This window comes from Streptomyces sp. NRRL S-378 (assembly GCF_000720645.1).
GTDB lineage: Bacteria > Actinomycetota > Actinomycetes > Streptomycetales > Streptomycetaceae > Streptomyces.
In genome coordinates this window covers 32,479-52,826 of the sequence record NZ_JOBX01000002.1, presented here as the reverse complement: position 1 = coordinate 52,826, position 20,348 = coordinate 32,479, and the positions used below count along the sequence as shown (strand labels likewise).

At 73.6% G+C, this 20,348-nt stretch carries 18 protein-coding genes and 1 tRNA gene; 3 read left to right on the top strand and 16 right to left on the bottom strand.

Annotated features, from left to right (window positions below; translation table 11 throughout):
- Positions 1-67 precede the first annotated feature (67 nt).
- On the top strand, positions 68-1,273 hold the full coding sequence (locus tag IH80_RS0102110) for a cellulase family glycosylhydrolase (protein WP_030957157.1): 1,206 nt from the start codon (positions 68-70) through the stop codon (positions 1,271-1,273).
- Between the two features lie 31 nt (positions 1,274-1,304).
- On the opposite strand, the gene IH80_RS0102105 is transcribed toward IH80_RS0102110, so the two are convergent.
- The 10 genes from IH80_RS0102105 to IH80_RS0102060 form a co-directional block, all read right to left on the bottom strand.
- A complete protein-coding gene (locus tag IH80_RS0102105; RefSeq protein WP_030957156.1) occupies positions 1,305-2,423 on the bottom strand; it encodes a glycosyltransferase family 4 protein in 1,119 nt (372 codons plus the stop codon).
- Positions 2,420-3,664 carry a polysaccharide pyruvyl transferase family protein gene (locus tag IH80_RS0102100; RefSeq protein ID WP_030957154.1) on the bottom strand — a complete coding sequence of 415 codons (1,245 nt, stop codon included), beginning with the start codon at positions 3,662-3,664 and terminating at the stop codon, positions 2,420-2,422. The genes IH80_RS0102105 and IH80_RS0102100 overlap by 4 nt, the downstream gene beginning before the upstream one ends.
- Positions 3,661-5,058: a lipopolysaccharide biosynthesis protein gene (locus IH80_RS0102095; protein WP_158943253.1), complete on the bottom strand. Its 1,398-nt coding sequence runs from the start codon at positions 5,056-5,058 to the stop codon at positions 3,661-3,663. Before IH80_RS0102095 ends, IH80_RS0102100 begins: the two co-directional genes overlap by 4 nt.
- Positions 5,051-6,202 (bottom strand): glycosyltransferase family 4 protein, encoded by a 1,152-nt coding sequence (locus IH80_RS0102090; RefSeq protein ID WP_030957151.1) that lies wholly within the window; start codon positions 6,200-6,202, stop codon positions 5,051-5,053. The genes IH80_RS0102095 and IH80_RS0102090 overlap by 8 nt, the downstream gene beginning before the upstream one ends.
- Positions 6,199-8,490: a DUF2206 domain-containing protein gene (locus IH80_RS0102085; protein ID WP_030957150.1), complete on the bottom strand. Its 2,292-nt coding sequence runs from the start codon at positions 8,488-8,490 to the stop codon at positions 6,199-6,201. Before IH80_RS0102085 ends, IH80_RS0102090 begins: the two co-directional genes overlap by 4 nt.
- Positions 8,487-9,611 carry a glycosyltransferase family 4 protein gene (locus IH80_RS0102080; protein WP_030957149.1) on the bottom strand — a complete coding sequence of 375 codons (1,125 nt, stop codon included), beginning with the start codon at positions 9,609-9,611 and terminating at the stop codon, positions 8,487-8,489. The genes IH80_RS0102085 and IH80_RS0102080 overlap by 4 nt, the downstream gene beginning before the upstream one ends.
- Complete coding sequence (locus IH80_RS0102075; RefSeq protein ID WP_158943244.1) at positions 9,611-10,036, bottom strand: hypothetical protein; 426 nt, start codon at positions 10,034-10,036, stop codon at positions 9,611-9,613. Before IH80_RS0102075 ends, IH80_RS0102080 begins: the two co-directional genes overlap by 1 nt.
- Positions 10,033-10,746 (bottom strand): glycosyltransferase family 2 protein, encoded by a 714-nt coding sequence (locus tag IH80_RS0102070; protein ID WP_051808658.1) that lies wholly within the window; start codon positions 10,744-10,746, stop codon positions 10,033-10,035. The genes IH80_RS0102075 and IH80_RS0102070 overlap by 4 nt, the downstream gene beginning before the upstream one ends.
- A 256-nt stretch (positions 10,747-11,002) precedes the next feature.
- Complete coding sequence (locus tag IH80_RS0102065; RefSeq protein WP_158943243.1) at positions 11,003-12,145, bottom strand: LamG domain-containing protein; 1,143 nt, start codon at positions 12,143-12,145, stop codon at positions 11,003-11,005.
- A gap of 200 nt (positions 12,146-12,345) precedes the next feature.
- Positions 12,346-12,419: transfer RNA gene (locus IH80_RS0102060), tRNA-Pro, on the bottom strand.
- Positions 12,420-12,528: 109 nt separating this feature from the next.
- Between IH80_RS0102060 and IH80_RS0102055 the strand changes: the two genes are divergently transcribed.
- A complete protein-coding gene (locus tag IH80_RS0102055; protein ID WP_030957141.1) occupies positions 12,529-13,002 on the top strand; it encodes a DUF309 domain-containing protein in 474 nt (157 codons plus the stop codon).
- On the opposite strand, the gene IH80_RS0102050 is transcribed toward IH80_RS0102055, so the two are convergent.
- Genes IH80_RS0102050 through IH80_RS0102035 form a run of 4 tightly spaced genes read right to left on the bottom strand, consistent with a single transcriptional unit; the run spans position 12,999 to position 16,417 of the window.
- Positions 12,999-13,394: a VOC family protein gene (locus IH80_RS0102050; RefSeq protein ID WP_030957139.1), complete on the bottom strand. Its 396-nt coding sequence runs from the start codon at positions 13,392-13,394 to the stop codon at positions 12,999-13,001. The genes IH80_RS0102055 and IH80_RS0102050 overlap by 4 nt on opposite strands.
- 4 nt (positions 13,395-13,398) lie before the next feature.
- A complete protein-coding gene (locus tag IH80_RS0102045) occupies positions 13,399-14,097 on the bottom strand; it encodes a LutC/YkgG family protein (protein WP_051808657.1) in 699 nt (232 codons plus the stop codon).
- Positions 14,094-15,578, bottom strand: coding sequence for a lactate utilization protein B (locus IH80_RS0102040; RefSeq protein WP_030957137.1), 1,485 nt, complete (start codon positions 15,576-15,578; stop codon positions 14,094-14,096). The genes IH80_RS0102045 and IH80_RS0102040 overlap by 4 nt, the downstream gene beginning before the upstream one ends.
- Complete coding sequence (locus IH80_RS0102035; protein ID WP_030957135.1) at positions 15,575-16,417, bottom strand: (Fe-S)-binding protein; 843 nt, start codon at positions 16,415-16,417, stop codon at positions 15,575-15,577. The genes IH80_RS0102040 and IH80_RS0102035 overlap by 4 nt, the downstream gene beginning before the upstream one ends.
- 18 nt (positions 16,418-16,435) lie before the next feature.
- Here IH80_RS0102035 and cobF point away from each other — a divergent pair, with 18 nt between their 5' ends.
- Positions 16,436-17,188: a precorrin-6A synthase (deacetylating) gene (gene cobF / locus IH80_RS0102030; RefSeq protein ID WP_030957134.1), complete on the top strand. Its 753-nt coding sequence runs from the start codon at positions 16,436-16,438 to the stop codon at positions 17,186-17,188.
- A gap of 102 nt (positions 17,189-17,290) precedes the next feature.
- On the opposite strand, the gene IH80_RS0102025 is transcribed toward cobF, so the two are convergent.
- Together IH80_RS0102025 and IH80_RS0102020 are read right to left on the bottom strand one after the other, a co-directional pair.
- The gene (locus tag IH80_RS0102025; protein ID WP_030957133.1) at positions 17,291-18,472 is read right to left on the bottom strand and encodes an aminotransferase class V-fold PLP-dependent enzyme; all 1,182 of its coding nucleotides are present in this window, start codon (positions 18,470-18,472) and stop codon (positions 17,291-17,293) included.
- A gap of 138 nt (positions 18,473-18,610) precedes the next feature.
- On the bottom strand, positions 18,611-20,224 hold the full coding sequence (locus IH80_RS0102020) for a glycoside hydrolase family 71 protein (protein ID WP_051808708.1): 1,614 nt from the start codon (positions 20,222-20,224) through the stop codon (positions 18,611-18,613).
- Between the last annotated feature and the right edge of the window lie 124 nt (positions 20,225-20,348).

Below are 20,348 nucleotides of genomic sequence, written 5' to 3'. Positions count from 1 at the left end.
CCGGAACGCTCGCGCAGGGCTCGGGGGCGGGAAAGGAGCCGCCGCACGCTTGCCTTAGGGTGACCTCATGGTGGGGCATTCGAGTACACGGCAGCGGCTGATCGTCGCCTTCGTCTCCTTCGTCCTGGCGACCGCCGCGACGGTCGTGGCGGCGGCCTCGTCGACAGGTCCCGCGTCGGACGCCGACGCGCGGCCCGCCGGCGGGTTCCAGCGACCGCCCGAGCCGCCCAAGGAGCACGATCTGCGACTCGGCGTCTCCTACGGCGACACCCTCACCTGGAAGTCCGACGACGGCCTGGCCGCCGCCCTCAACGACGCGGTGGGGCTGGGCACCACCTGGATCCGGGTGGACCTGTCCTGGAACAACATCCAGCCGGACAGCCCTCGCACCTACCAGTGGCAGCGCTTCGACCGGATCGTGAAGGCGGCCCGCGAACGCAACCTCGACGTCCTCGCCACGGTCGCCTACACGCCCGCGTGGGCGCGGGCCGAGTCCTGCACGGGGCACCGTCCCACGTGTCCGCCGGCCGACCCCAAGAAGTTCGCCGCGTTCGCGAAGCTCGCCGCCCTGCGCTACGCGCCCCAGGGCGTGCACACGTGGGAGGTCTGGAACGAGCCCAACCTCCCCCAGTTCTGGTACCCCAAGCCCGACGCGAAGGCGTACACCACCCTGCTCAGCTCCACCGCCGCCTCGCTGCGCGAAGCCGACCCGACGGCGTACGTGCTGATGGGCGGCCTGGCCGCCGTCGGCACCTGGGAATCCATCAAGTACGTCTCCCACCTGGACTTCCTGGAACAGGTCTGCCGGCTCGGCGGCAACAAGGTGGTGGACGCGCTCAGCTACCACCCCTACGCCTGGCCCCAGCTCCCTCACGACGGCAAGGTGTTCACGGAGATCAGCAGCGCCGGGGAGAACCTGGTCGGCGTCGCCGAGCGGCACGGGACAGCCGGGATGCCGGTGTGGCTGACCGAGACGGGCGCGCCGACCAACGGTCCGGGCAACCCCGCCGCCGACGAGAAGTCCCGGACGGAGAACATCACGCACGTCAGCGAGGAGTTCCAGGCGCGGATCGCCACCGACACCGTGCCCACGGCCGCGAAGGACAAGTACGTGGCCGCCGCGTTCTGGTTCGCCCATCAGGACACGGCCACCGGCAACGACAAGAGCCATTCCAAGTACTACGGGCTGCGCCGCTACGACGGCTCCGCGAAGCCCGCGTTCGCCGCGCTCCGGGCCGCCATCGAGGAGTACGCGAAGAAGCAGCGCCGATAGCGGTCTGCCGTGCCGGGAGACCGGCCGGCGGTCACAGCGAGCGGAACAGGTCCACGTACCGGGCCAGGAGGCCGTCCCAGGCGAACCGCTCACGCGCGGTACGCAGCCCCGCCTCGCCCAGCCGGTCCGCCAGTGCACCGTCCTCCAGGAGCCGCCTGCAGGCGCCCGCCAGGGCGCCGGGGTCGCCGGGCGGGACCAGCAGGCCGTTCTGCCCGTCCTCGACGACGTACGGGATGCCGCCGACCCGCGACCCGACCACCGGTGTGCCGCAGGCCATCGCCTCCACGAGGACCATGCCGAACGACTCTGCCTCCGTCACGGAGGGCAGGACCAGCACCGCCGCCTCGCGGACCGCCCGGACGAGGTCGGGCCCGGTCAGTTCGCCGGACGCGGTGACCCGGTCCTCGAGGCCGAGGGACGCGGCCAGGGCGAGCTGGTCCGCGACCGCGTCGCCGTCACCGACCAGGCGCAGCCGGGCACCGGGTACTTCGGCCAGGGAGCGGACGAGGACATCGACCCCCTTCCACGCCGAGGACCGGTCGATGCGTCCGACGTAGAGGAGCGTCGGCGGGCGGGTGGAGGGCGGCGGACCCGGCGTGAAACGGGCGGTGTCGACGCCCGGGCTGATCTCCAGGGCCCCGGGCCGCCCGGCGGCCAGGGAGACGGGGGACACGGCGACCAGGGCGCGGGCCCGGCCGAACACCCGGGGCAGGACCCGGCGTTCGTAGAGGCCGATGAGGCGGTCCGCGGCGCCGGTGCCGGGGCCGCCCTTGCGCATCGAGCCGGCATGGTAGGTGAGCACGGCCGGGCGGCGGCCCGCCACGGCCACGGCGATGTCGCCGAGTCCCGGTACGGGGGCGTGGGCGTGGACCACGTCGGCGCCCGTACGGCGCAGCCAGTACCGCAGCTGGAGCGGCCACAGGGGGCTCAGGGGGGTGTTGGAGAGCCGGAACCAGGAGCCGAGCCGGATGACCCGCACGCCGTCCTCCAGGCACGTACGGGTGCGCAGCCCGGGCCCGCTGGTGAGGACGACGGCGTCGAGGCCGGGCGCTTCGTGCACGGCCCGGGCGACCCGGGACGCATACTGTTCGACGCCCCCGAGGTGCGGCGGGTAGTAGGGGGTGACGACGGCCACCGTGCGGGGGTTCACAGGGCGGCCCGCAGCAGGCCGGGAAAGCCTTCTGCCTCGGCGACGTATCCGGGCAGGCGGCGTCGCAGCTGCTCGCGGTAGCCGGAGTCGTCCTGGAGCAGCGGTGCGACCAGCGCCCACAGCCGCGGATGGGTGACGTCCTCGATGGCCAGCACGTGGGCGCCGAGGCCGAGGTCGGCCATGATGCCGCGGGTCTTGTGCTCGTACTCGATGGCCACGCAGGGCACTCCGCTGGTCAGGGAGAAGATCACCGAATGGAAGCGGGTGCCGATCAGCAGGGCGCACTCGCGGTAGACGCCCTTGAGGTCGCGGTAGTCCACCCGGTCCTCGATCAGCAGGGGCGCCGCGGTGCAGTGGGCGGCGATCCGGCGCTCCACGATCCGGTCGTCGTCGCTCAGGTAATCGGTGCTGACCTGCGGGATCAGCACGACGCGCGCTCCGGTGGCCTGGACGGCGTCGATCGTCGCGGCCAGGGCCCGTTCGTACGCGTCCTGGGCGGCCGGGGCCAGCCAGCGCCTGGCCGTGACCCCGACCAGCCGCTGCTGCGGTGCGATGCCGAGCCGGGCCCGCCAGTCGGAGGACGGCGGCGGGTCGAACGCGAAGCCCGAGTCGACGCCCCGGGTGACGGCCGCGTCGGGCAGGCCGCAGCCGCGCAGCTGGGCCACGCTGACGTCCTCGCGGGCCAGGACGAGCGGGGACCGGCCGAGGGCGCGGGCGACCAGGCGCCGCTGGAGGGACGAGGGGAACGGGCCGTAGGACTGCGGGGCGAAGACGACGGGCACGCCGGCGCGCTGGGCGAGCAGCACCGGCAGCAGGACGAAGAAGACGTTCTGGTGGCCGTCGAGCCCGGGGCGGGCCAGGACGTACCCGCCTCCGGTGGACACCACCAGGTCGGCGCCGGCCAGCGCGTCCGCCTCGCGCCGGGCCTCGGCGGGCAGGACCCTGCGCAGGAGGCCGGCCGCGGACCGGGGCAGCAGGAGGAGGCCGGCGGAGGCCGCGCCGACGTACGCCTTCCGCAGGATCCGGCGGGAACGCGAAGCGGTGCCGTCGGCGACGTGGCGGCGGATCGAGCCGAGGTTCGGGGCGCCCTCGAATGCGGGGTGGACTGCGGGGTCCTCCATGCCGGCGACGCGGACGTCGGCGCCGGGGAACGCCTCGCGGACCTGTCGCAGGCAGACGGAGAGCAGCGCGGCGTCGCCCGCGTTCTCCCGGACGTAGGCGTTGATCACCACGATCTTCACGGGCGGTACCTCTCGGCAGGTGGGGCGGCGGACGGCGCGGCGGCGGCCGGCGGATGCGGGGCCGGCTGCCCGGGCAGGCGCACGGCGCGCAGTTGGAGGGTGTCGACGGGGGACCAGCCCGGTCCGGGGTCGAGGTCCGGTTCCGGCGGGCGGGGCGCGGAGGGCCGGCCGCGCAGCAGGGCGACGGTGGCGAACAGGCCGGCGGCCAGGTTGCCGATGCCCCAGGCGCAGCCGACCCAGACCAGCCCGTGCGGCGCCCACCACACGGCCAGGCCGATGGTGGTGCACGCCAGGATTGCGTTGGCGGTGATGAGCTGCTTCATCCGCTGGGCCAGCTTCAGCCCGAAACACGCCCAGGTGTTGAGGGCGACGGCGAGGGCGGCGAGGGCGAGCACCGTGAGCAGACCGCTCGCGGCCGCGGTGTAACCGCCGCCGAACACCAGCAGGAGCAGCCCGCTGCCGGCCGCGACGACGGCGACGGCGGGTACCTGCACCGCGGCGATGATCTTCGCGGAGCGGCGCAGGAGTTCACCGAACCGGGACGGGTCGGAGGAGACCTCGGCGAAGACGGCCTCGCCCACGGCGGTGGACACGGAGTTCAGGAGGGCGGCGATCTGGAAGGCGACGAAGTAGTAGCCGGCTTCGGCGGCGCCCAGCTTCTGGAGCACGATCAGCGGAGTGACCAGGACGGGCGCCAGGTTGATCAGGCTGGAGGCGTAACTGGCGACGGAGAAGCGCAGTTGCTCGCGCAGCCGGGTGCCGCGGGTGCGGAAGTCGAAGCGGAAGCCGAGGCGGCGCCGGAGCAGCAGCAGGGCCGCGGCGCCGGCGACGGCGTAGCCGATGCCCGCCGAGCCGAGGATTCCGGCCGCGCCGTACCCGGCCAGGGCGACGGGTGCGGCGAGTTTGGCGATGCCTTGGAGGATCCCGTCGGACAGCACGTTGTACTGCGCCATGCGGGCGCTGATGAAGACCGACTTGACCAGGAGGTTCAGCGAGGCACAGGCGCAGGACAGGACGAACAGGGCGGCGAGGTGCGCGTGGTCGCGGACGAACAGCAGCTTGTGCCCGTACCAGGGCAGCCCCAGCAGGTAGATCCCGGCGGCGACGCAGGAGACCAGCAGCACCAGGGCGGTGGACTGGGTGATCTGGCCGTTGCGGGCCCTGCCCTCGGCGGGGAAGCGGATCAGGGTGCTGTTGAGGCCGAGCATGCTGAGGTAGGAGAGCAGCGAGGTCGCGGAGATCAGCGAGGTGGCCAGCCCGACCTGCTCGGGCGGGTAGTAACGGGCCACGACCACCCAGAAGAGGAAGCTCAGCCCGGCGGTCGTGACCGTGGACGCCAGCAGGAAGAACGAGCTCCGGAACATCTGGTCCGCGGGCCGGGCGTGCCTACCCACGGCCGGCGTCCCCGTAGTGCCCGAGCAGCGCCGTCACGTGCCGGTCCCAGCCGAAGGACGCCTCGGCGAAGGCGCGGGCGGCGGCTCCGGTCGCCGCCCGCCCGGCGGGGTCCGCGACCAGGCCGTCGAGCGCGGCGCGCAGTGCGGGGACGGTACGGGGCACGAGCAGGGCGACGCCGCGGTCCAGGCCGTACGGGGCGTATCCGGGGTCGTCGGTCGTGACGACGGGCAGGCCCGAGGCCATGGCCTCCTGGACGGTCAGCGGGAAGCCCTCGGCGGTGGAGGGCAGGGCGAACACGTCGCACGCGCGGTAGGCGTCGGCGAGGTCCTCGGCGGACAGGGAGCCGAGGTGGTGGACGCCGGAGCGTCCGGCGAGGGCCGCGGCGTCCCCGTCACCGGCGAAGACCAGGTCGTATGCGGCGTCGCCGGCGTGGGCGTCGAGGAGGAGGTCGTACCCCTTCTTGGGGACGAGCCGGCCCGCGAAGAGCACGAGGGTGCGTCCGGCCGGCAGGCCGAGCCGCGCCCGGGCCGCGGCCCGCTCCGCGGCGTCGGCGGCCGGCCGGAACAGGCCGGTGTCCACACCGTTGGCGAGGTGGTGGCGGGCTTCGGCGCGGGCGCCGAGCCTGCCGGCGAACGCGGCGACGTCGGCGTTGACGGTGAGCACCCGGCGGGCGCGGCGGAGCTGGGGCCGGCCCGCAACGGCGTAGACGGCCCGCTGGACGGCGCGTACGAGGGCCGAGGGGTGCGCCACCATGCCGACGTGCTGGGTCACCACGGTGGGGGTGCGGGTGGCGGCCGCGGCGAGTCCGGCCGCCCAGGAGGAGGCGTAGAGGCAGTCGTGGACGTGGACGACGTCGGCGTGGCGGGCCCAGCGCAGGGCCACGGGCAGCAGGGCCGGCGAGAACAGCGGGAAGGGGACGCCCGACCGGCGCTCCACCACGTTGGACGCGGCGACGCGGACGACGCGGACGCCGTCCTCGTGGTGGATGCCGGCGTGGTCGCCGCTGGTGAGGACGGTGACGTCGGCGCCGTGCCGGGCGAGGTGGAGCGCTTCGTTGCGGACGACGTTCTCGATGCCGCCCAGATGCGGCGGGTAGTAGTGGCTGACGAGCAGGACCCGGGGCCGGCGCCGGACGTGGTTCATCGGTAGACCACCGCCCCTTCGTTGCTGTAGATCAGGTTGCGTGTGGTGTCGAGGAGGTCGCGCGGGTACCGGTACGTCACGAGGTCGCCCCGGAAGAATACGGTGACCTCGTCCTTGCGGGTCGGCGTGGACCCGAGCAGTACGTAGGACTGGGACCGCAGCAGCGCGGGGTGGACGCTGTCCTGCGTGCGGACGGTGAGGAGGGTCTGCAGACGGCTGAAGGAGTACCGGTCGGTCTGTACGACGAGGTCGTCGCCCGCAGCCCGCTGGTTGAGCCACATGGCGGCCCGGCGGTCCTCGGCGTGCGGGTAGTAGATGTCGTAGGCGGGGCCGGAGTTGCTGAGGGCGAGCTGCGCGGGGTAGCCGCCGAGTACCTTGGGGACGGCCCCGGTCAGGTCGAGCAGCAGCCCGGCGACGAGGACGCACAGCACGGGAACGGCGCGGCGCCCGGCCCGGCGCACCGCCCACAGGGCTCCGGCGGCGATGAACGGGGCGAAGAACAACAGGCCCTGCTGGAAGGCACGGAGCACGCTGTAGTCCACCGACAGCTGCGGCACCAGGGTGAACAGGCCCATCATCGCGAGGGCGCCCACGGTCAGGGTGGTCTGGTCGCGGACGGGCGTGAACGGGCTGTTGCGGCCGCGCAGGGCGATCACGAACCCGACCAGGACCAGGACCTGGAGCAGCAGGGCGGCGGCCTGCCGGAGCACGCCGTTGAGGGCGGGCACGCTCAGGCCGACGGTGTCCAGCGCCCGGCCGGCGGCGGTGAGCGGCAGGTTCTCCTTCTCGGCCACGGGCGTGGGGTACTTCGTGAGGGGCTCCAGCGGCAGGTACTTGCCGTCGGCCCGGTCGGCCCGGGTGTGGTCGATGGTGTCCTCGCGGTATTCGGCGAGCCGCTCCTCGGGGGTCACTCCGGCGCCGCCGAAGAGGCTGTAGCGGGTGTCGGAGGAGCCTCCGCGGGCGTCGCCGGACCCGAACAGGTCGCTCGCGACGACGCGCAGTGTGCTTTGGAGCTGGCCGCCGGTGTGGGTGAGGGGACCGGCCCAGAGCAGGGCGAGAACGGCCGGTACGGCCACGGTCCACCAGGTCAGGAACGTCCGCATCCGGCCTTGGCGGACGGCGCGGTGCGGATGGGCGCGGCCCGGCCGGGAGGCCAGCCGCCAGGCCTTGTCCACGGCGAACGCGGTCGCCAGGGTCCCCACGATGACGTAGATCGTCGAGTAGTGGGACAGGACCACTCCGGCGAGCAGCACGGTGAACACCGCGCGCCGCAGGGGCAGCGGGCGCCGGGAATCCGTCAGGACGAGCATCGCGCAGGCCAGGAGCAGGAAGGCGATGGCCTGCCGGCCCAGGAACGGCATGTCGGTGAAGAAGGTCGGGAACGCCATGAAGAACACGGCGGAGAGCAGCGCCACGAGCGGGGACGCCACGTTGCGCACCGCGCGGTGGACCAGCACCGGGGTCAGGGCGAAGAGCAGCGGCAGGACGGCCTTGAAGACGTAGATGTCCTCGATTCCCGTGAGCCGGAAGATGCTCACCGGGAGCAGGGTGATGCTCAGGCACGCGTTGTACGGGTCGGTGTAGGCGGAGATGTCCCAGAAACCGCCGCCGAGGGTGAGGCGGAAGTAGAGGTACTCGCGCTGGATGTCGTGCCCGGCGATGTACCAGCCGCGCAGGGAGGTGAGCAGCAGCAGGGTGGCGGAGGCGGCGTAGATGCCGGCCTCCAGGACGATCGTGGAGCACCGTGCGTGGTGCAGCAGCAGGAGGACGATCAGCGCCGTGACGACGACCAGGGCAGCCGTGCTGACGGCGCCGCCCAGGCCGTTGTTGAGCCTGATCGGACCGGCCACGGAGAGCAGCAGTGCGATTCCGGCGGCCCAGGCCACCGGGCGGGCGCCGCTCAGGGGTGCGCCGCGCAGGAGGGGCCGGGGTGACTGGGGGGCGAGGATTCCGAGGACGAGCAGCACGAGGGTGGTCGCCGAGGCCAGGACCAGCCGGGTCAGGGGCCGTTCCACGCCGAGCAGCGGAAGCGCGGTGTTGACGCCCAGCGCCACGAGGATGTCGAGGAGCACGGCGAGACCGGCCGCCAGCAGGAGGGAGCCGCTGCGGGTGGAGACCACTTTGTCGGTGAGGCCGCGCAGCAGCAGGACGGGCGCGGCGAAGAGCAGCCACAGGCCGACCGGCGCGAGCAGGAGGGCGGGGACGCCGGGCAGCGTCTCGACGGCGCAGGCGGGGCCGAGGCTCAGCAGGACGCCGAGCCGTCCGCGCAGCCACGTGGGCGGGTTCATATCCCTGCCTTCCGGTACACGAGCTCCACTTGCCGGGTGACTTCCTCCCAGGTGTGGCGGCGGGCCCGCTCGGCGCTGCGGCCGGCCAGCCGGCCGCGCAGGGCGGGGTCGGACGCCAGGCGGTCCACGGCGGCGGCGAGCGAGGCCGGGTCCGGGGCGGCCAGCAGGCCGACGCCGCGCAGCAGTTCCGTGTTGCCGGGGACATCGGTGGCCAGGACGGGCAGGGCGGCGGCCATGGCCTCCAGCGCGGCGAGGGGCATGCCCTCCCGGTCGGAGGGCAGGACGAAGACGTCGGCGTCCGCGTAGGCGGCGAGGAGGTCCTCGTCGTACAGGGGCCCGGTGAACTCGACGCGCTCGCCGAGGCCGAGTGCGGCGGCGCGGGCCCTCAGGTCGGCGTCGAGCTCCCCGCCGCCGACGACGCGGAGCCTGAGCGGGGATTCGGCCAGGCTGATCGTGTCGAGCAGGCGCGCGATGTTCTTCTGGGCGCTGAGGCGGCCGACGTAGAGCAGCCGCAGGGGCCGGGGGGTGTCGGTCGCGGTGGCCGCGAGGACCGGGGAGGGGGCAGGAGCGGGACGGAAGAACTCCGGGCCGACGCCGTTGGGCACCACGTGCACGCGCGCGGGCGGCACCCGGTAGGCCTCCTCGACGAAGCGGGCCTGCTGCTCGGTCAGCACGATGACCGCCGCGGCGGCGCGGGCGACGCGTCCGAAGACGTGCTTCTTGTAGGCGGGCAGGAGTCCGCCGAGGCGCCCGCTGGCGTCCACGTCGAGGTGGAAGTGGAGTACGAACGGCTGCCGGCGCAGCCGGGCGGCGAGTGCCACGGTCTCCGGCAGCAGGGCGTGCGCGCAGTGCGCGTGCAGCACGGCGCCGCGCGGCGCGGCCAGGAGCGAGCCGAGGAGTCCGGGCGCGATGGCGGTGTGGGCGAACTCGGTGGCGCGGTGCCTGCGCACGGTGACGCCGTCCTCCCGGGCCCGCCGCGGCGCGCCGCCGGAGCCGAGCGTGGTGGTGACGACGCGGACGTCGTGGCGTTGGGCGAGGCAGCGCGACAGGTGCAGCACGACGCGCTCGAGGCCGCCGAGGTGTGGTGGGTAGTACGGGCTGATCTGGAGAACGGTGCGCATCAGAGTTCCGGGGGCCGGCCGAAGCGGAAGTGAAGGGTCTGGGGATGCCCGGTGAGCGAGACCCGGACCAGGGCGACGTCGGTCCCCTTGGCGCGGATCCGCGCCGTGACCGGGACCGCGGCGCCCTGGTGGGGTTCGACGGGGTAGGTCTCGGTCACCAGCACCTTGCCGTTCGCCGCCTCCACGGTGAGCGTCGCGACCAGCGACCGGGCGCCGGAACCGTGGTCGTTCACTGCGAAGGGAACGAGGACGCTCGCTCCGTCGAAGCGCGGGTTCTCGGTGAAGTAGAGCTCGATGTAGGCGGCCTGCCGGCGGGTGAACGAGTCCAGCAGGACCGTCCGCACGGGCGGCAGCGACCAGGCTCCCGCGCACAGGCCGGCCACGACCGCGACCACCAGGGCCGCTCGGATCAGACGCTTCCTCATGCCGGCGTGTGCCGCCGTTCGTAGCGCGCGGGGCGCTCCGCACCGGACCGGCGGAAGCGGTGCTCGAAGAGCTGGCGCAGGTTGGCCATCCCGTCGGGCAGCGCGTTGAGCTTCACCTCGCCCTGGCGGTTGCGGTACTCGATGGGCACTTCGAGGTAGCGGTAGCCGGCCCGGGTCGCGGCGTTCTTGATCTCCTGGGAGAAGGCCATGCCGGTCGACTTCACGTCCACGCCGTCCCATACGTAGCGCCGGAAGACCCACATGCCGGACTGCGAGTCGCGCAGTCCGTTGCGGAACAGGGCCCGGCTCAGAGCGCTCAGCGCGTAGTTGGCGACGGTGTGGGACCACTTCATCGCCGAGCGGTTCTCACGGCGGAGCCGGTTGGTCGTCATGAACTCGACGTCGGCTTCCGTCAGGGTGCCCAGCAGCTCGGGAAGGGAGTCGAACGGGTAGGTGCAGTCGGCGTCGCCGGTCGCTATGACGTCGCCCCTCGCCGCGCGGAACCCTGCGTGGTAGGCGTTGCCGTACCCGCGCTCCGGCTGGGAGACGACGGTGGCGCCGAGTGCGGCGGCCACCGCGGCGGTGTCGTCGGTGGAGGCGTTGTCGACGACGATGACCTCGGTCTCCCAGCCCAGGGCGCGGAGCGCGCTCGTGGGCACCGAGTTGACCACGGTGGGCAGGTTGGGCGCTTCGTTGAGCGCCGGAATCACGACGGAAAGCGTATTCAATTCATCCCCCGGTACCGGACCAGAACGGCGGCTGTGCGAGCACCGCGGCAACTGAGGGCCTTCACATCGTGGAGTCTCGGCCGCACACGTCGAGCCGGGCGGTCTGTTGGGTGTTTCTGCTGCGGACGTCAACCCGGCATCCGGGCCAGCGGTGACCCTATCCGACGCGTGAGACGCCGATCCACCAGGGTGACCTGCTGGCAACGATCGAATCGCGGCAAATTCGGCCGGAAAGGGATCAACCGACCAGCCACGAACCGACAGGCTTGATCTCCTTGTCGAGCTTGCCGCCCTTCAGCGCGAGCACCTGATCCGCAGTCAGCGGCTTGTCCCACACCAGCACGTGTCCGATGACGCCGGCCCAGGGACCGCTCCAGATCCCGTGGTGGCGCGAGCGGCCCAGTTGCAGCGGCCCCTGGCCCGACCAGGCGGCCGCCACCGGGGCGCGGCCGGCCTCCTTGCCGTCGACGTACAGTGTCAGCGTCTTGCCCTGGGCGTCGTACACCCCGGTCAGCAGGGCCCAGGTGCGGACCGTGTTGAGGCCGTCCGAGGTGGCGGCCACGGCGGTGGAGGCCGCGCCCTTCTCGTCGGTCTGCATCCGGAACACCCAGGACTTCTTGCCGTTGCTGTCCTCACGGCCCAACTCGAACGAGTACGAGGAGCCGTCGCCCTGGCTGATGGCGAACCGCGAACCGCCGTCGGCCTCGTTGTAGACCCAGGCGGAGACGGTGAAGCTCTTGGACGCGTCGACGACCGGCTCGGCGGCCTGTGCGTACGAGTTGCCGTTGCTGCGCAGGCGCAGCACGTTGCCGTTGTCCACTTTGCCGAGAACCGCGTCGGGGCTGAGCGCGATGTTGACCTGGCCGGAGCGGTCGCGCAGCAGGTTCGGTTCGCCGGGGACGGTGGGCGCGTTGGAATCCTGCCCGGGCGCGGCGGTCGCCGACTGCGAGGTGTCGCCGGGGCCCGGATCCTTCCCCCCCGTGTCGCCCCTGTCCAGGATGAACAGTCCGGCGCCGACGCCGAGGGTGCACGCCGCAACCGTGATGGCGGCCATCAGCATCCGCTTGCGTCTGCGCTGCTGCGACTCCGTGCGATCCGCCATCGCCTGCCAGTCGGGCTGGGGGGACGGCGTGAACCCGGCCAACTGCGGCTCCGGCTGGGGCTGGGACTCCAGGGGCGGCTGCTGCGGCCGGGGTGCCTGGGGGTGGTGCGGCGGCTCTCCGGCAGCGCCCGGCTGGGACGCCGGCTGCTGGTACGGATTGGGCTGCCAAGCCTGCGGAAATCCGTAACCGCCGGGCGTCCCTTGGGGGTAGCCATAGCCCGCCTGCCCCGCTGTGGGGTCCGGCTGGGGTGTGCTCGGGCGATCCGTACCGTCAGTCATGGGACGGATCGTAAAACATGACCGGCGGACCGCCACCAGACGGTACGGCACGAACGCCGACGGGCCGCCTCCGGCAGAGCACCAGGCCGTCGGCCACATCACAGGATCGCCGGACCACCCGACACCACGACCCCTGAAACGAGCGAAGGATCGCTTCAGGATTGTCCTGAAGCGATCCTTCGATCTACGACTTCGAAAAGTCGGGACGACAGGATTTGAACCTGCGACCCCTTGACCCCCAGTCAAGTGCGCTACCAAGCTGCGCCACGTCCCGATGTACCTTCGACCTGCGGGTTTCCCCGTGCTCGGCGGCACATGCAGAACATTACCGCACGCCGAGGGGTGTGCATGCACGGGTAATCGGCGCGGGGGAGGATGGGGTGGTGAACGCACGGGACCGGGACGGCGAAGGGCGGGCGAGGAACGCCCGGCCCAGGGATGGGCTGGGGCGGCCGCTGCCCTACGGTGCGCCCGGCGTGGAGCGGCAGCCCGAGGGGGTCGCGCGCTCGCCCGCCGAGACGGTGCGGGAGGCGCAGCGGCTGCTGGACGCCGGCATGCCCTTCCACGCGCACGAGGTGTTCGAGGACGCCTGGAAGTCGGGGCCCGAGGCCTCGGGCCCGTTGTGGCGGGGGCTGGCGCAGCTCGCCGTCGGGCTGACGCACGCCGCCCGCGGGAACGCGGTGGGCGGGGCGCGGCTGCTGCGGCGCGGGGCCGACGGGATCGAGGGGCTGCAGGGAGCCCCGTACGGGATCGACGTGCCGGGCCTGGTCCGCTGGGCCAGGGAGCTGGCGGGCCGGGTGGAGGAGGCCGGCCCCGCCGTCGACGCCGCACGGGAGGCTCCGCGGCTGAGCGGCTAGCGGAGGGCGGGCTGGAGGAGGTCCCAGCGGTTGCCGTACAGGTCTTCGAAGACGGCGACGGAGCCGTACGGCTCGTGGCGCGGGGCCTCCAGGAAGCGGACGCCCTCGGCGGTCATCCGGGCGTGGTCGCGGGCGAAGTCGTCCGTGTGGAGGAAGAAGCCGACGCGGCCGCCGGTCTGGTCGCCGACGCGGGAGCGCTGGGCGTCGTCCTTGGCGCGGGCCAGCAGCAGGGCGGATTCGGCGGCGCCGGGCGGGCGGACGACCACCCAGCGGGAGCCGTCCGGGCGGGCCGTGTCCTCGGCCAGGTCGAAGCCGAGGGCGCGGGTGTAGAAGTCGATGGCCTCGTCGTAGTCGTGGACCACGAGGGCGGTCAGGGCGATGTGGGATGACATGGCCTCATTGTGACCCGGGCTCCGGGGTCCGGTTCCCGGGGCCGGGCCCTGGTCCGGCCCCGGCGCCGCGGGCTCGCACGAGGATCACGTCCAGTCTGCGGGGGCCGTGGACGCCCTCCACCCGGTCCAGTTCGATGTCACTGGTCGCCGAGGGGCCGGAGATCCAGGTCAGCGGGCGGACCGGGTCCAGGAGCGGCAGTGCCTGCGGGACGGAGTCCACCACCTGCTCGGGGACGCGCACGAGGCAGATGTGATGGTCGGGGACGAGGGTGATGCGGCGGCGGCCCTGGTCCGGCCCGCCGTCGAGGACGATCGTGCCGGTCTCGGCGATCGCGAGGGCGCAGCCGGTCACGACGGCGTCGACCCGGTCCAGTTCCCGGGGCGTCTGCGCCGCGCGGTCGGGCACGAAGGTGAGCGACGGGGCGGACGGCAGTCCGCAGCCGAGGCCGGGTGGGAGCTGTACCGTCGCCGCGTCCGCCAGCAGGCGGCCGAGCAGGTCCCGCAGGCCGTCCTCGTCGGTGCGGTGGACTTTCGCCCGGTATTCGGTGAGGTTCGCCGCGAGCAGGTCGACGCGTTCGTGCGGGGTGCGGGTGCCGTGCACGCGCAGGTACTCCCGCGGGACGCCGGCATCGGCGGCGGGCCCCCGGCCCGGCTGCGGTACGGCCCGGCGGATGCGGGCCAGGATGCGGTCCCTGCTGGTCACTGGGGGGTTCCCCGTTCTCGGGTCCACCAGTCGCGGAACGACTCGGCGGGTACGTCGGGCAGGTCGCGGGTGTCGGTCCAGGCGCGGCCGGGGCCGGGCAGCCGGCGCGGCGCCAGCCTGCGGGCGCGGGCCAGCAGGCGCTCCCCCGCGCGCAGGGCCGCGGGGTGGTCCAGGAGCAGCCGGGCGGCGCGCATGGCGGCGCGTTCGGCGGTGTGCCCGTGCGCGGGGCGGATCCGCACGCGGATGCCGTCCCGGGTCACCGGACCGCCCTGGGCGACACGTTCCCGCAGGTGGACAAGGATCTCGGGGATGTCGATGGCGACCGGGCAGACCTCGTAGCAGGCCCCGCACAGGGTGGAGGCGTAGGGCAGCGAGGCGTCGATGTCGCTGCCGGTGCCGCGCAGTTGGGGGCTGAGGACGGCGCCGATGGGGCCCGGGTAGGCCGATCCGTAGGCGTGGCCGCCGGCGCGCTCGTAGACCGGGCAGACGTTGAGGCAGGCGGAGCAGCGGATGCAGCGAAGGGCCTGGCGGCCGGTCTCGTCGGCGAGGGTGTCGGTGCGGCCGTTGTCGAGGAGGACGAGGTGGAAGGCGGAGGGTCCGTCGCCGTCCGTCCCGCGCGACGGGCCCAGTCCGGTCCACATCGTCGTGTACGGGTTCATCCGCTCGGCCGTGGAGGAGCGCGGCAGGGTCTGGAGGAAGATCTCCAGGTCACGGAAGGTGGGGACGACCTTCTCGATGCCCACGACCGAGATCAGGGTCTCGGGGAGGGTCAGGCACATCCGGCCGTTGCCCTCGGACTCGAGGACGACCATCGTGCCCGTCTCGGCGACCATGAAGTTGGCGCCGGAGACGGCGACCTTGGCGCGCAGGAACTTCTCCCGCAGGTGCAGGCGTGCCGCCTCGGCGAGTTCACGCGGGTCGTCGCCGAGCCCGTCGGGGGCGGGGCGGCCCCAGCGGCCCATCTCGGCGCGGAAGACGTCGCGGATCTCGGCCCGGTTGCGGTGGATGGCGGGGACCAGGATGTGGGAGGGGCGGTCGTGGCCGAGCTGGACGATGAGTTCGGCGAGGTCGGTCTCGTAGGCGGTGATCCCGGCGGCCTCCAGGGCCTCGTTGAGGCCGATCTCCTGGGTGGCCATCGATTTGACCTTGACGACCTCGCGCTCGCCGGTCGCACGGACGAGGTCCGTGACGATCCGGTTGGCCTCCTCCGCGTCGACGGCCCAGTGGACGGTGCCGCCGGCAGCCGTCACCGCCGCCTCCAACTGGAGCAGGTAGTGGTCGAGATGGCGCAGGGTGTGGTCCTTGACGGCCGCGCCGGCCGCGCGCAGGCGGTCCCAGTCGGCCAGCTCGGCGACGGCCCGCGCCCGCTTGTCGCGGATGGTGTGCGTGGCGTGCCGGAGGTTGGCGCGCAGCACGCCGTCCCGTACGGCCTCGCGCGCGGCGGTGGGGAAGGAGGGCATCCCGAGGTGGGCGGTGGTCATGCCGGCGGTTCCTCCTCGGTGGCGGCGAGGATCTCGGCGAGGTGCAGGGTGCGCAGCGGCGCCCCGGCGCGGGCGTGCGGTGGCGCCCCGGCGCGGGCGTGCGGTGGCGCCCCGGCGCGGGCTGCCGCGTCCGCGGGGGTGCCCGGTGCGGCCGCGCGGCGCAGGAGGCCGTCGAGGTGGGCGAGGCAGGAGTTGTCGGCGCCGCACAGCACCTCGGCCCCGGTCGCGGCCGCGGCCGCGATCTTGTCGGTGCCCATGGCGGCGGAGACGTCCGGGTTCTTGACGGCGAAGGTCCCCCCGAAGCCGCAGCACTCCTGCGCGCCCGGCAGCTCGACCAGTTCCAGGCCCTTCACGGCGGCCAGCAGCCGCCGGGGCCGGTCCCCGAGCCCCAGGCCGCGCAGGCCGTGGCAGGACGGGTGGTAGGTGACGGTGTGCGGGAAGTACGCGCCCACGTCGGTCACCCCGAGCACGTCGACCAGGAACTCGGTGAGCTCGTACACGCGCGGCGCGAGGTCCGCGGCCGCGTCCGTCAGCTCCGTGCCGCGCCCCTCCCGCTCCGCCTTCCGGCCGATGCGCGGGTAGTGCTCGCGGAGCATCGCGGCGCAGGAGCCGGAGGGGGTGACGACGTACTCGTGGCCGGCGAAGGCCACCGCGGTGCGCCGCAGCAGCGGCTCGGTCTCGCGCCGGTAGCCCGTGTTGTACTGCGGCTGCCCGCAGCAGGTCTGGTCCGCCGGGAAGTCCACGGCGATGCCGAGCCGCTCCAGGAGGCGCACGACGGCGATGCCGGTCCGCGGGTACAACGCGTCGTTGACGCAGGTGACGAACAGGGCGACACGCATGGTGGGCACAATAGCCCGGTGAAGAAGTTCTCAGTGATCGGCATAGGCGCGGGCGACCCGGACCATCTGACCCTCCAGGCGGTCAGGGCGATCGGCGCGGCGGACGCATTCCTCATCCTGGAGAAGGGCGAGGAGAAGGCGGACCTGACCGGGCTGCGGCGCGCGATGCTCGACGCGCACGCGCGCCCCGGCCACCGGCTGGTGGAGGGCCGCGACCCGGACCGGGACCGGGCGCCCGCCGACTACACCCCGACGGTGGACGGCTGGCGCAGTGCGCGGGCCGAGCTCTTCGAGCGGTTCATCGCGGAGGACCTGGCGGACGGCGAGACCGGGGCGTTCCTGGTGTGGGGCGACCCGTCGCTCTACGACTCCACCCTCGCGATCCTCGACGAGGTGCTGGAGCGCGGCCGGGTGGCCTTCGAGCACGAGGTCGTGCCCGGCATCAGCAGCATCTCCGCGCTGCTGGCACGGCACCGGACCAACCTGAACCGGGTCGGACGGCCGGTCCAGATCACCACCGGGCGGCGGCTGGCCGAGGGCTGGCCGGCCGACGTGGACGACGTGGTGGTGATGCTGGACGCGCGGCACGCCTTCACCGCCCACCTGGACCAGGACCTGTACATCTACTGGGGTGCCTACGTGGGCACCCCGGACGAGATCCTGGTGCAGGGCAAGCTGGCCGAGGTCGCGGGCCGGATCGAGGAGCTGCGGACCGAGGCCCGCGCCCGCAAGGGCTGGATCATGGACACCTACCTGCTCCGGCGTCCGTAGGACGTCCGCGAGGTCCTGCCGGCCTCGCGGGTGCGGCCGCCCCCGGCTTCCGGCCGGGGACGGCGCGCGGGCCCGCCGGGTCCCTCCGGCGCGGTCGTGCCGTCAGGCCAGGTACGTCGGCAGGGCGGCCGCGAGGCGTGCGTACTCCCCGGGCCGGTTGTAGATCTGCCCGCAGATCCGGATGCCGCCGCCGCCCGGCCAGGGCCAGATCAGCACCCTCGTGCGCAGCCGCGCCGCGATCTGCTCGCGCAGCTCGCGGGCGCCGTCCGGGGTCTCGGCGACGCCCGGCGGCAGGCGCAGGGAGCGCATGGCGAGGCCTTCGGTGTGCGGGAGGGGCGTCAGCCCCGGGATCTCGGCGAGCAGCGCCGCGCCGTGGGCGGCGAGGGCGCTGTTGTGGGCCCGGACCTTGGCCGCGTCGAGGGCTTCGATCAGGTCGAGCCCTTCGGGTGCGGCGAGCCAGCCGGTGTAGTCGGCGGTGGCGCGGTTCTCGACGGAGCGCGGGAAGCCGTGGCCGTCCTCCCAGGACGGTACGAGGGCCCGGACGCGGTGGCGGTGCTGCGGGGCGACGGCGAGGAGGGCGGTGCCGGACGGGGCGTAGCCCCACTTGTGGAGGTTGCCGAACCAGAAGTCGGCGCCGCCGGCGAGCGGGTCGGCGAGCATCCCGGGGGCGTGGGCGCCGTCGACGACGGTGGTGACACCGCGCTCGCGCAGTGCGGCGAGGAGCCGGGGCGAGGCGATGAGCCGCGCGGTGGGCGAGCTGACGTGGTCGAGTACGGCGACCCGGGTACGGGGGGTCAGTGCGGCCAGGACGGTCTCACGGACGGCGTCCTCGTCGGGCAGGCCGGGATCCAGGGCGACCGTGGTGACCGGGGCGCGGCGGGCGGCGGCCGCGGTGACGGTGCCGTAGCCGTGGTCGGTCACGAGGATCTCGTCGCCGTCGGCGAGCGGGACCGCGTCGAGGGCCAGGTTGGCGCCTTCGGTGGCGTTGGCGATGAAGGCGAGGCCGTCGGGGTCGGCGGCGAGGTGCGTGGCGACACGGGTGCGGGCCTGTTCGAGGCGGTCCGGCAGGGCGATGAAGAACGCGTCGGGGTCGGCGTGGACCTCGGCCCGGAGCGCGGCCTGGGCCTCCTGGACGGGCACGGGCACCGCGCCGAAGGAACCGTGGTTGAGGTGGGAGACGCGCGGGTCGAGGCGGAACAGGGCGGGCCCGCCGGGGAATTCGCCCGGCCGTTCCCCTGCGGGGGGCTCGGCGGGGCGGTCGGCGGGGCGGGTCGTCTCGGTCACGGGACCTCCGGGGTGCGGCGCGGCTGTCGCCGGGATCATCCCCCGCCACCGCACCCCCCGGAAAGCCCACCCCCGGCCACCCGTCCGGAACCCGTCGCCGGGGAGCGCCGGGCACCGTCCCGCGGGTCCGGCGCGGCACTAGGGTTCGCGGCCGCTGGTGGCCGCGTAGTACTGGAGGTCCTGGACCTCCACCCTGTGGTCCACGCGGAACGGCAGGTCGACCTTCGCCGATGCCTTCCCGTCCCGGACGACGTGGGCCGCGCTGGTACCCGTCTTCAGCGGCAGCAGCTCGGAGTGGATCCCGGCCGGGGCCTCGTGGCCGCCCTGAGCCGTGCCGACGGTCGTGCGCACGGTCGCGGGTTCCGTCAGGAAGCTGAGCACCTCCACCGTGTCGCGGGCGGGAGCGCTCCCCCTGCGCAGCGACATCACCAGCGACTGGTCGCCCGTGGGGTCGGCGTCCGCGAACTGCGTGCGCGCGCTGAGGTACAGCGTGTCCCGGACGATCTTCGGCCAGCCGCCCGTCTTGAACCGGGTCAGGTAGTACGAGGTCAGGTCGAGGTAGGCGTGGCCGTTGTGCAGCGACGGCGCGAACTGGCTGCCCTCGGAGTAGTCGTTCCACGTGGTGAGCTGGACCCAGTCGGCGCCGTCCTCGATGGCACGGGTCCATGTGGCGCGCAGGGTCGCGGTGTTGCCGGCCTCGTCGTAGACGCCCTGGTTGGGGCGGGCGTCCTGCACGGACACGGGCTGCATCCAGATCTTGCCCATGCCGTGGGCCCGCTGGACGTCGCGCGTGGAGCTCTCCTGGCCGACGTAGCTGCGGCTGCCCCACTCGGAGAACCCGTGGCTGATCGGGGCGAAGTCGCCGCTGTGGGCGCCGAAGTCGAGGAAGAGCGGGACGAAGGCGGTGCGGATGCCGTGGTCTGCCCTGAGGACCCTGATGACCTCCGTCCACCAGGCCACGTTCTTCGCCTCCGCCTTGAAGGGGGAGACGACGAGCCGGCCGTCGGGGAGCCGGTGCGCGGCGGAGGCGTCGGCGAGCGTGGCGATGGCCCCCGCGAGCACGCGCGGGTCGTCGGTCTTCAGCGAGGTCATGTCCGGCATCAGCATGATCTTGAAGGAGGGGTCCACGGAACGGGCCGCCGCCATCAGGAGGTTGGAGCGGTCCCAGTTCTTGCCGGAGAGGGAGAGCAGGTCGAGGGTGAAGCCGTCGATGCCGGCGGCCCGTGCCGTGCGCACCTCCTGCTGGAGGTTGGCGTACTCCCAGTCGCCGCTCTTGGGCGTCACCGGCAGCGGGCGGTCACGCAGCAGGCCGCCGTACCTGCCGTGTTTGCCGCTCTCCCCGTCGGGGTCGAGGTAGTTGCGCGTGTAGTAGTCGTTGTCCGCGCCCGCGTTGTCGAGGGAGAGCGGGTACGGGGTGAAGTAGTGGGCGAACACCAATTTCTTGCCCGCTTCGCCGGAGCGCAGGGCGGCCGGCTGGGGCATGTCGAAGGGCAGGGCGCCGGCCGGCCGCCCGGCACCGGAGTCCACCGCGCCCTCGGGATTGCCCTTGGCCGCCGCGCCCTTGGTGGGCGCCGGGCTCTGCTCCGGCTGCTGCGCGGCCGTGCCGGGGTCCGGGGCGGAGCCGGGCCCGGTCGCCTGCGGGACGGCGGCGCCGTGGGCCGTGGCGTTCTGCGCGGGTGCCCCGCCGAGCGGGTCCCAGGCGGTGCCGGTGGCCGCGCAGACGCCGACGAGGAGGAAGGCGGAGAGCGCCATGGCCAGGAGCGGCCGACCGCCCCGCACGGCGGGCCGGCGCCGGTGCGACACGGGCCGTGCCGCCCGGTCCCCGCCGCGCGTTCTTCGTCGCGCTCGCCGGTCCGTACGCCGGTCCGCTGTCATG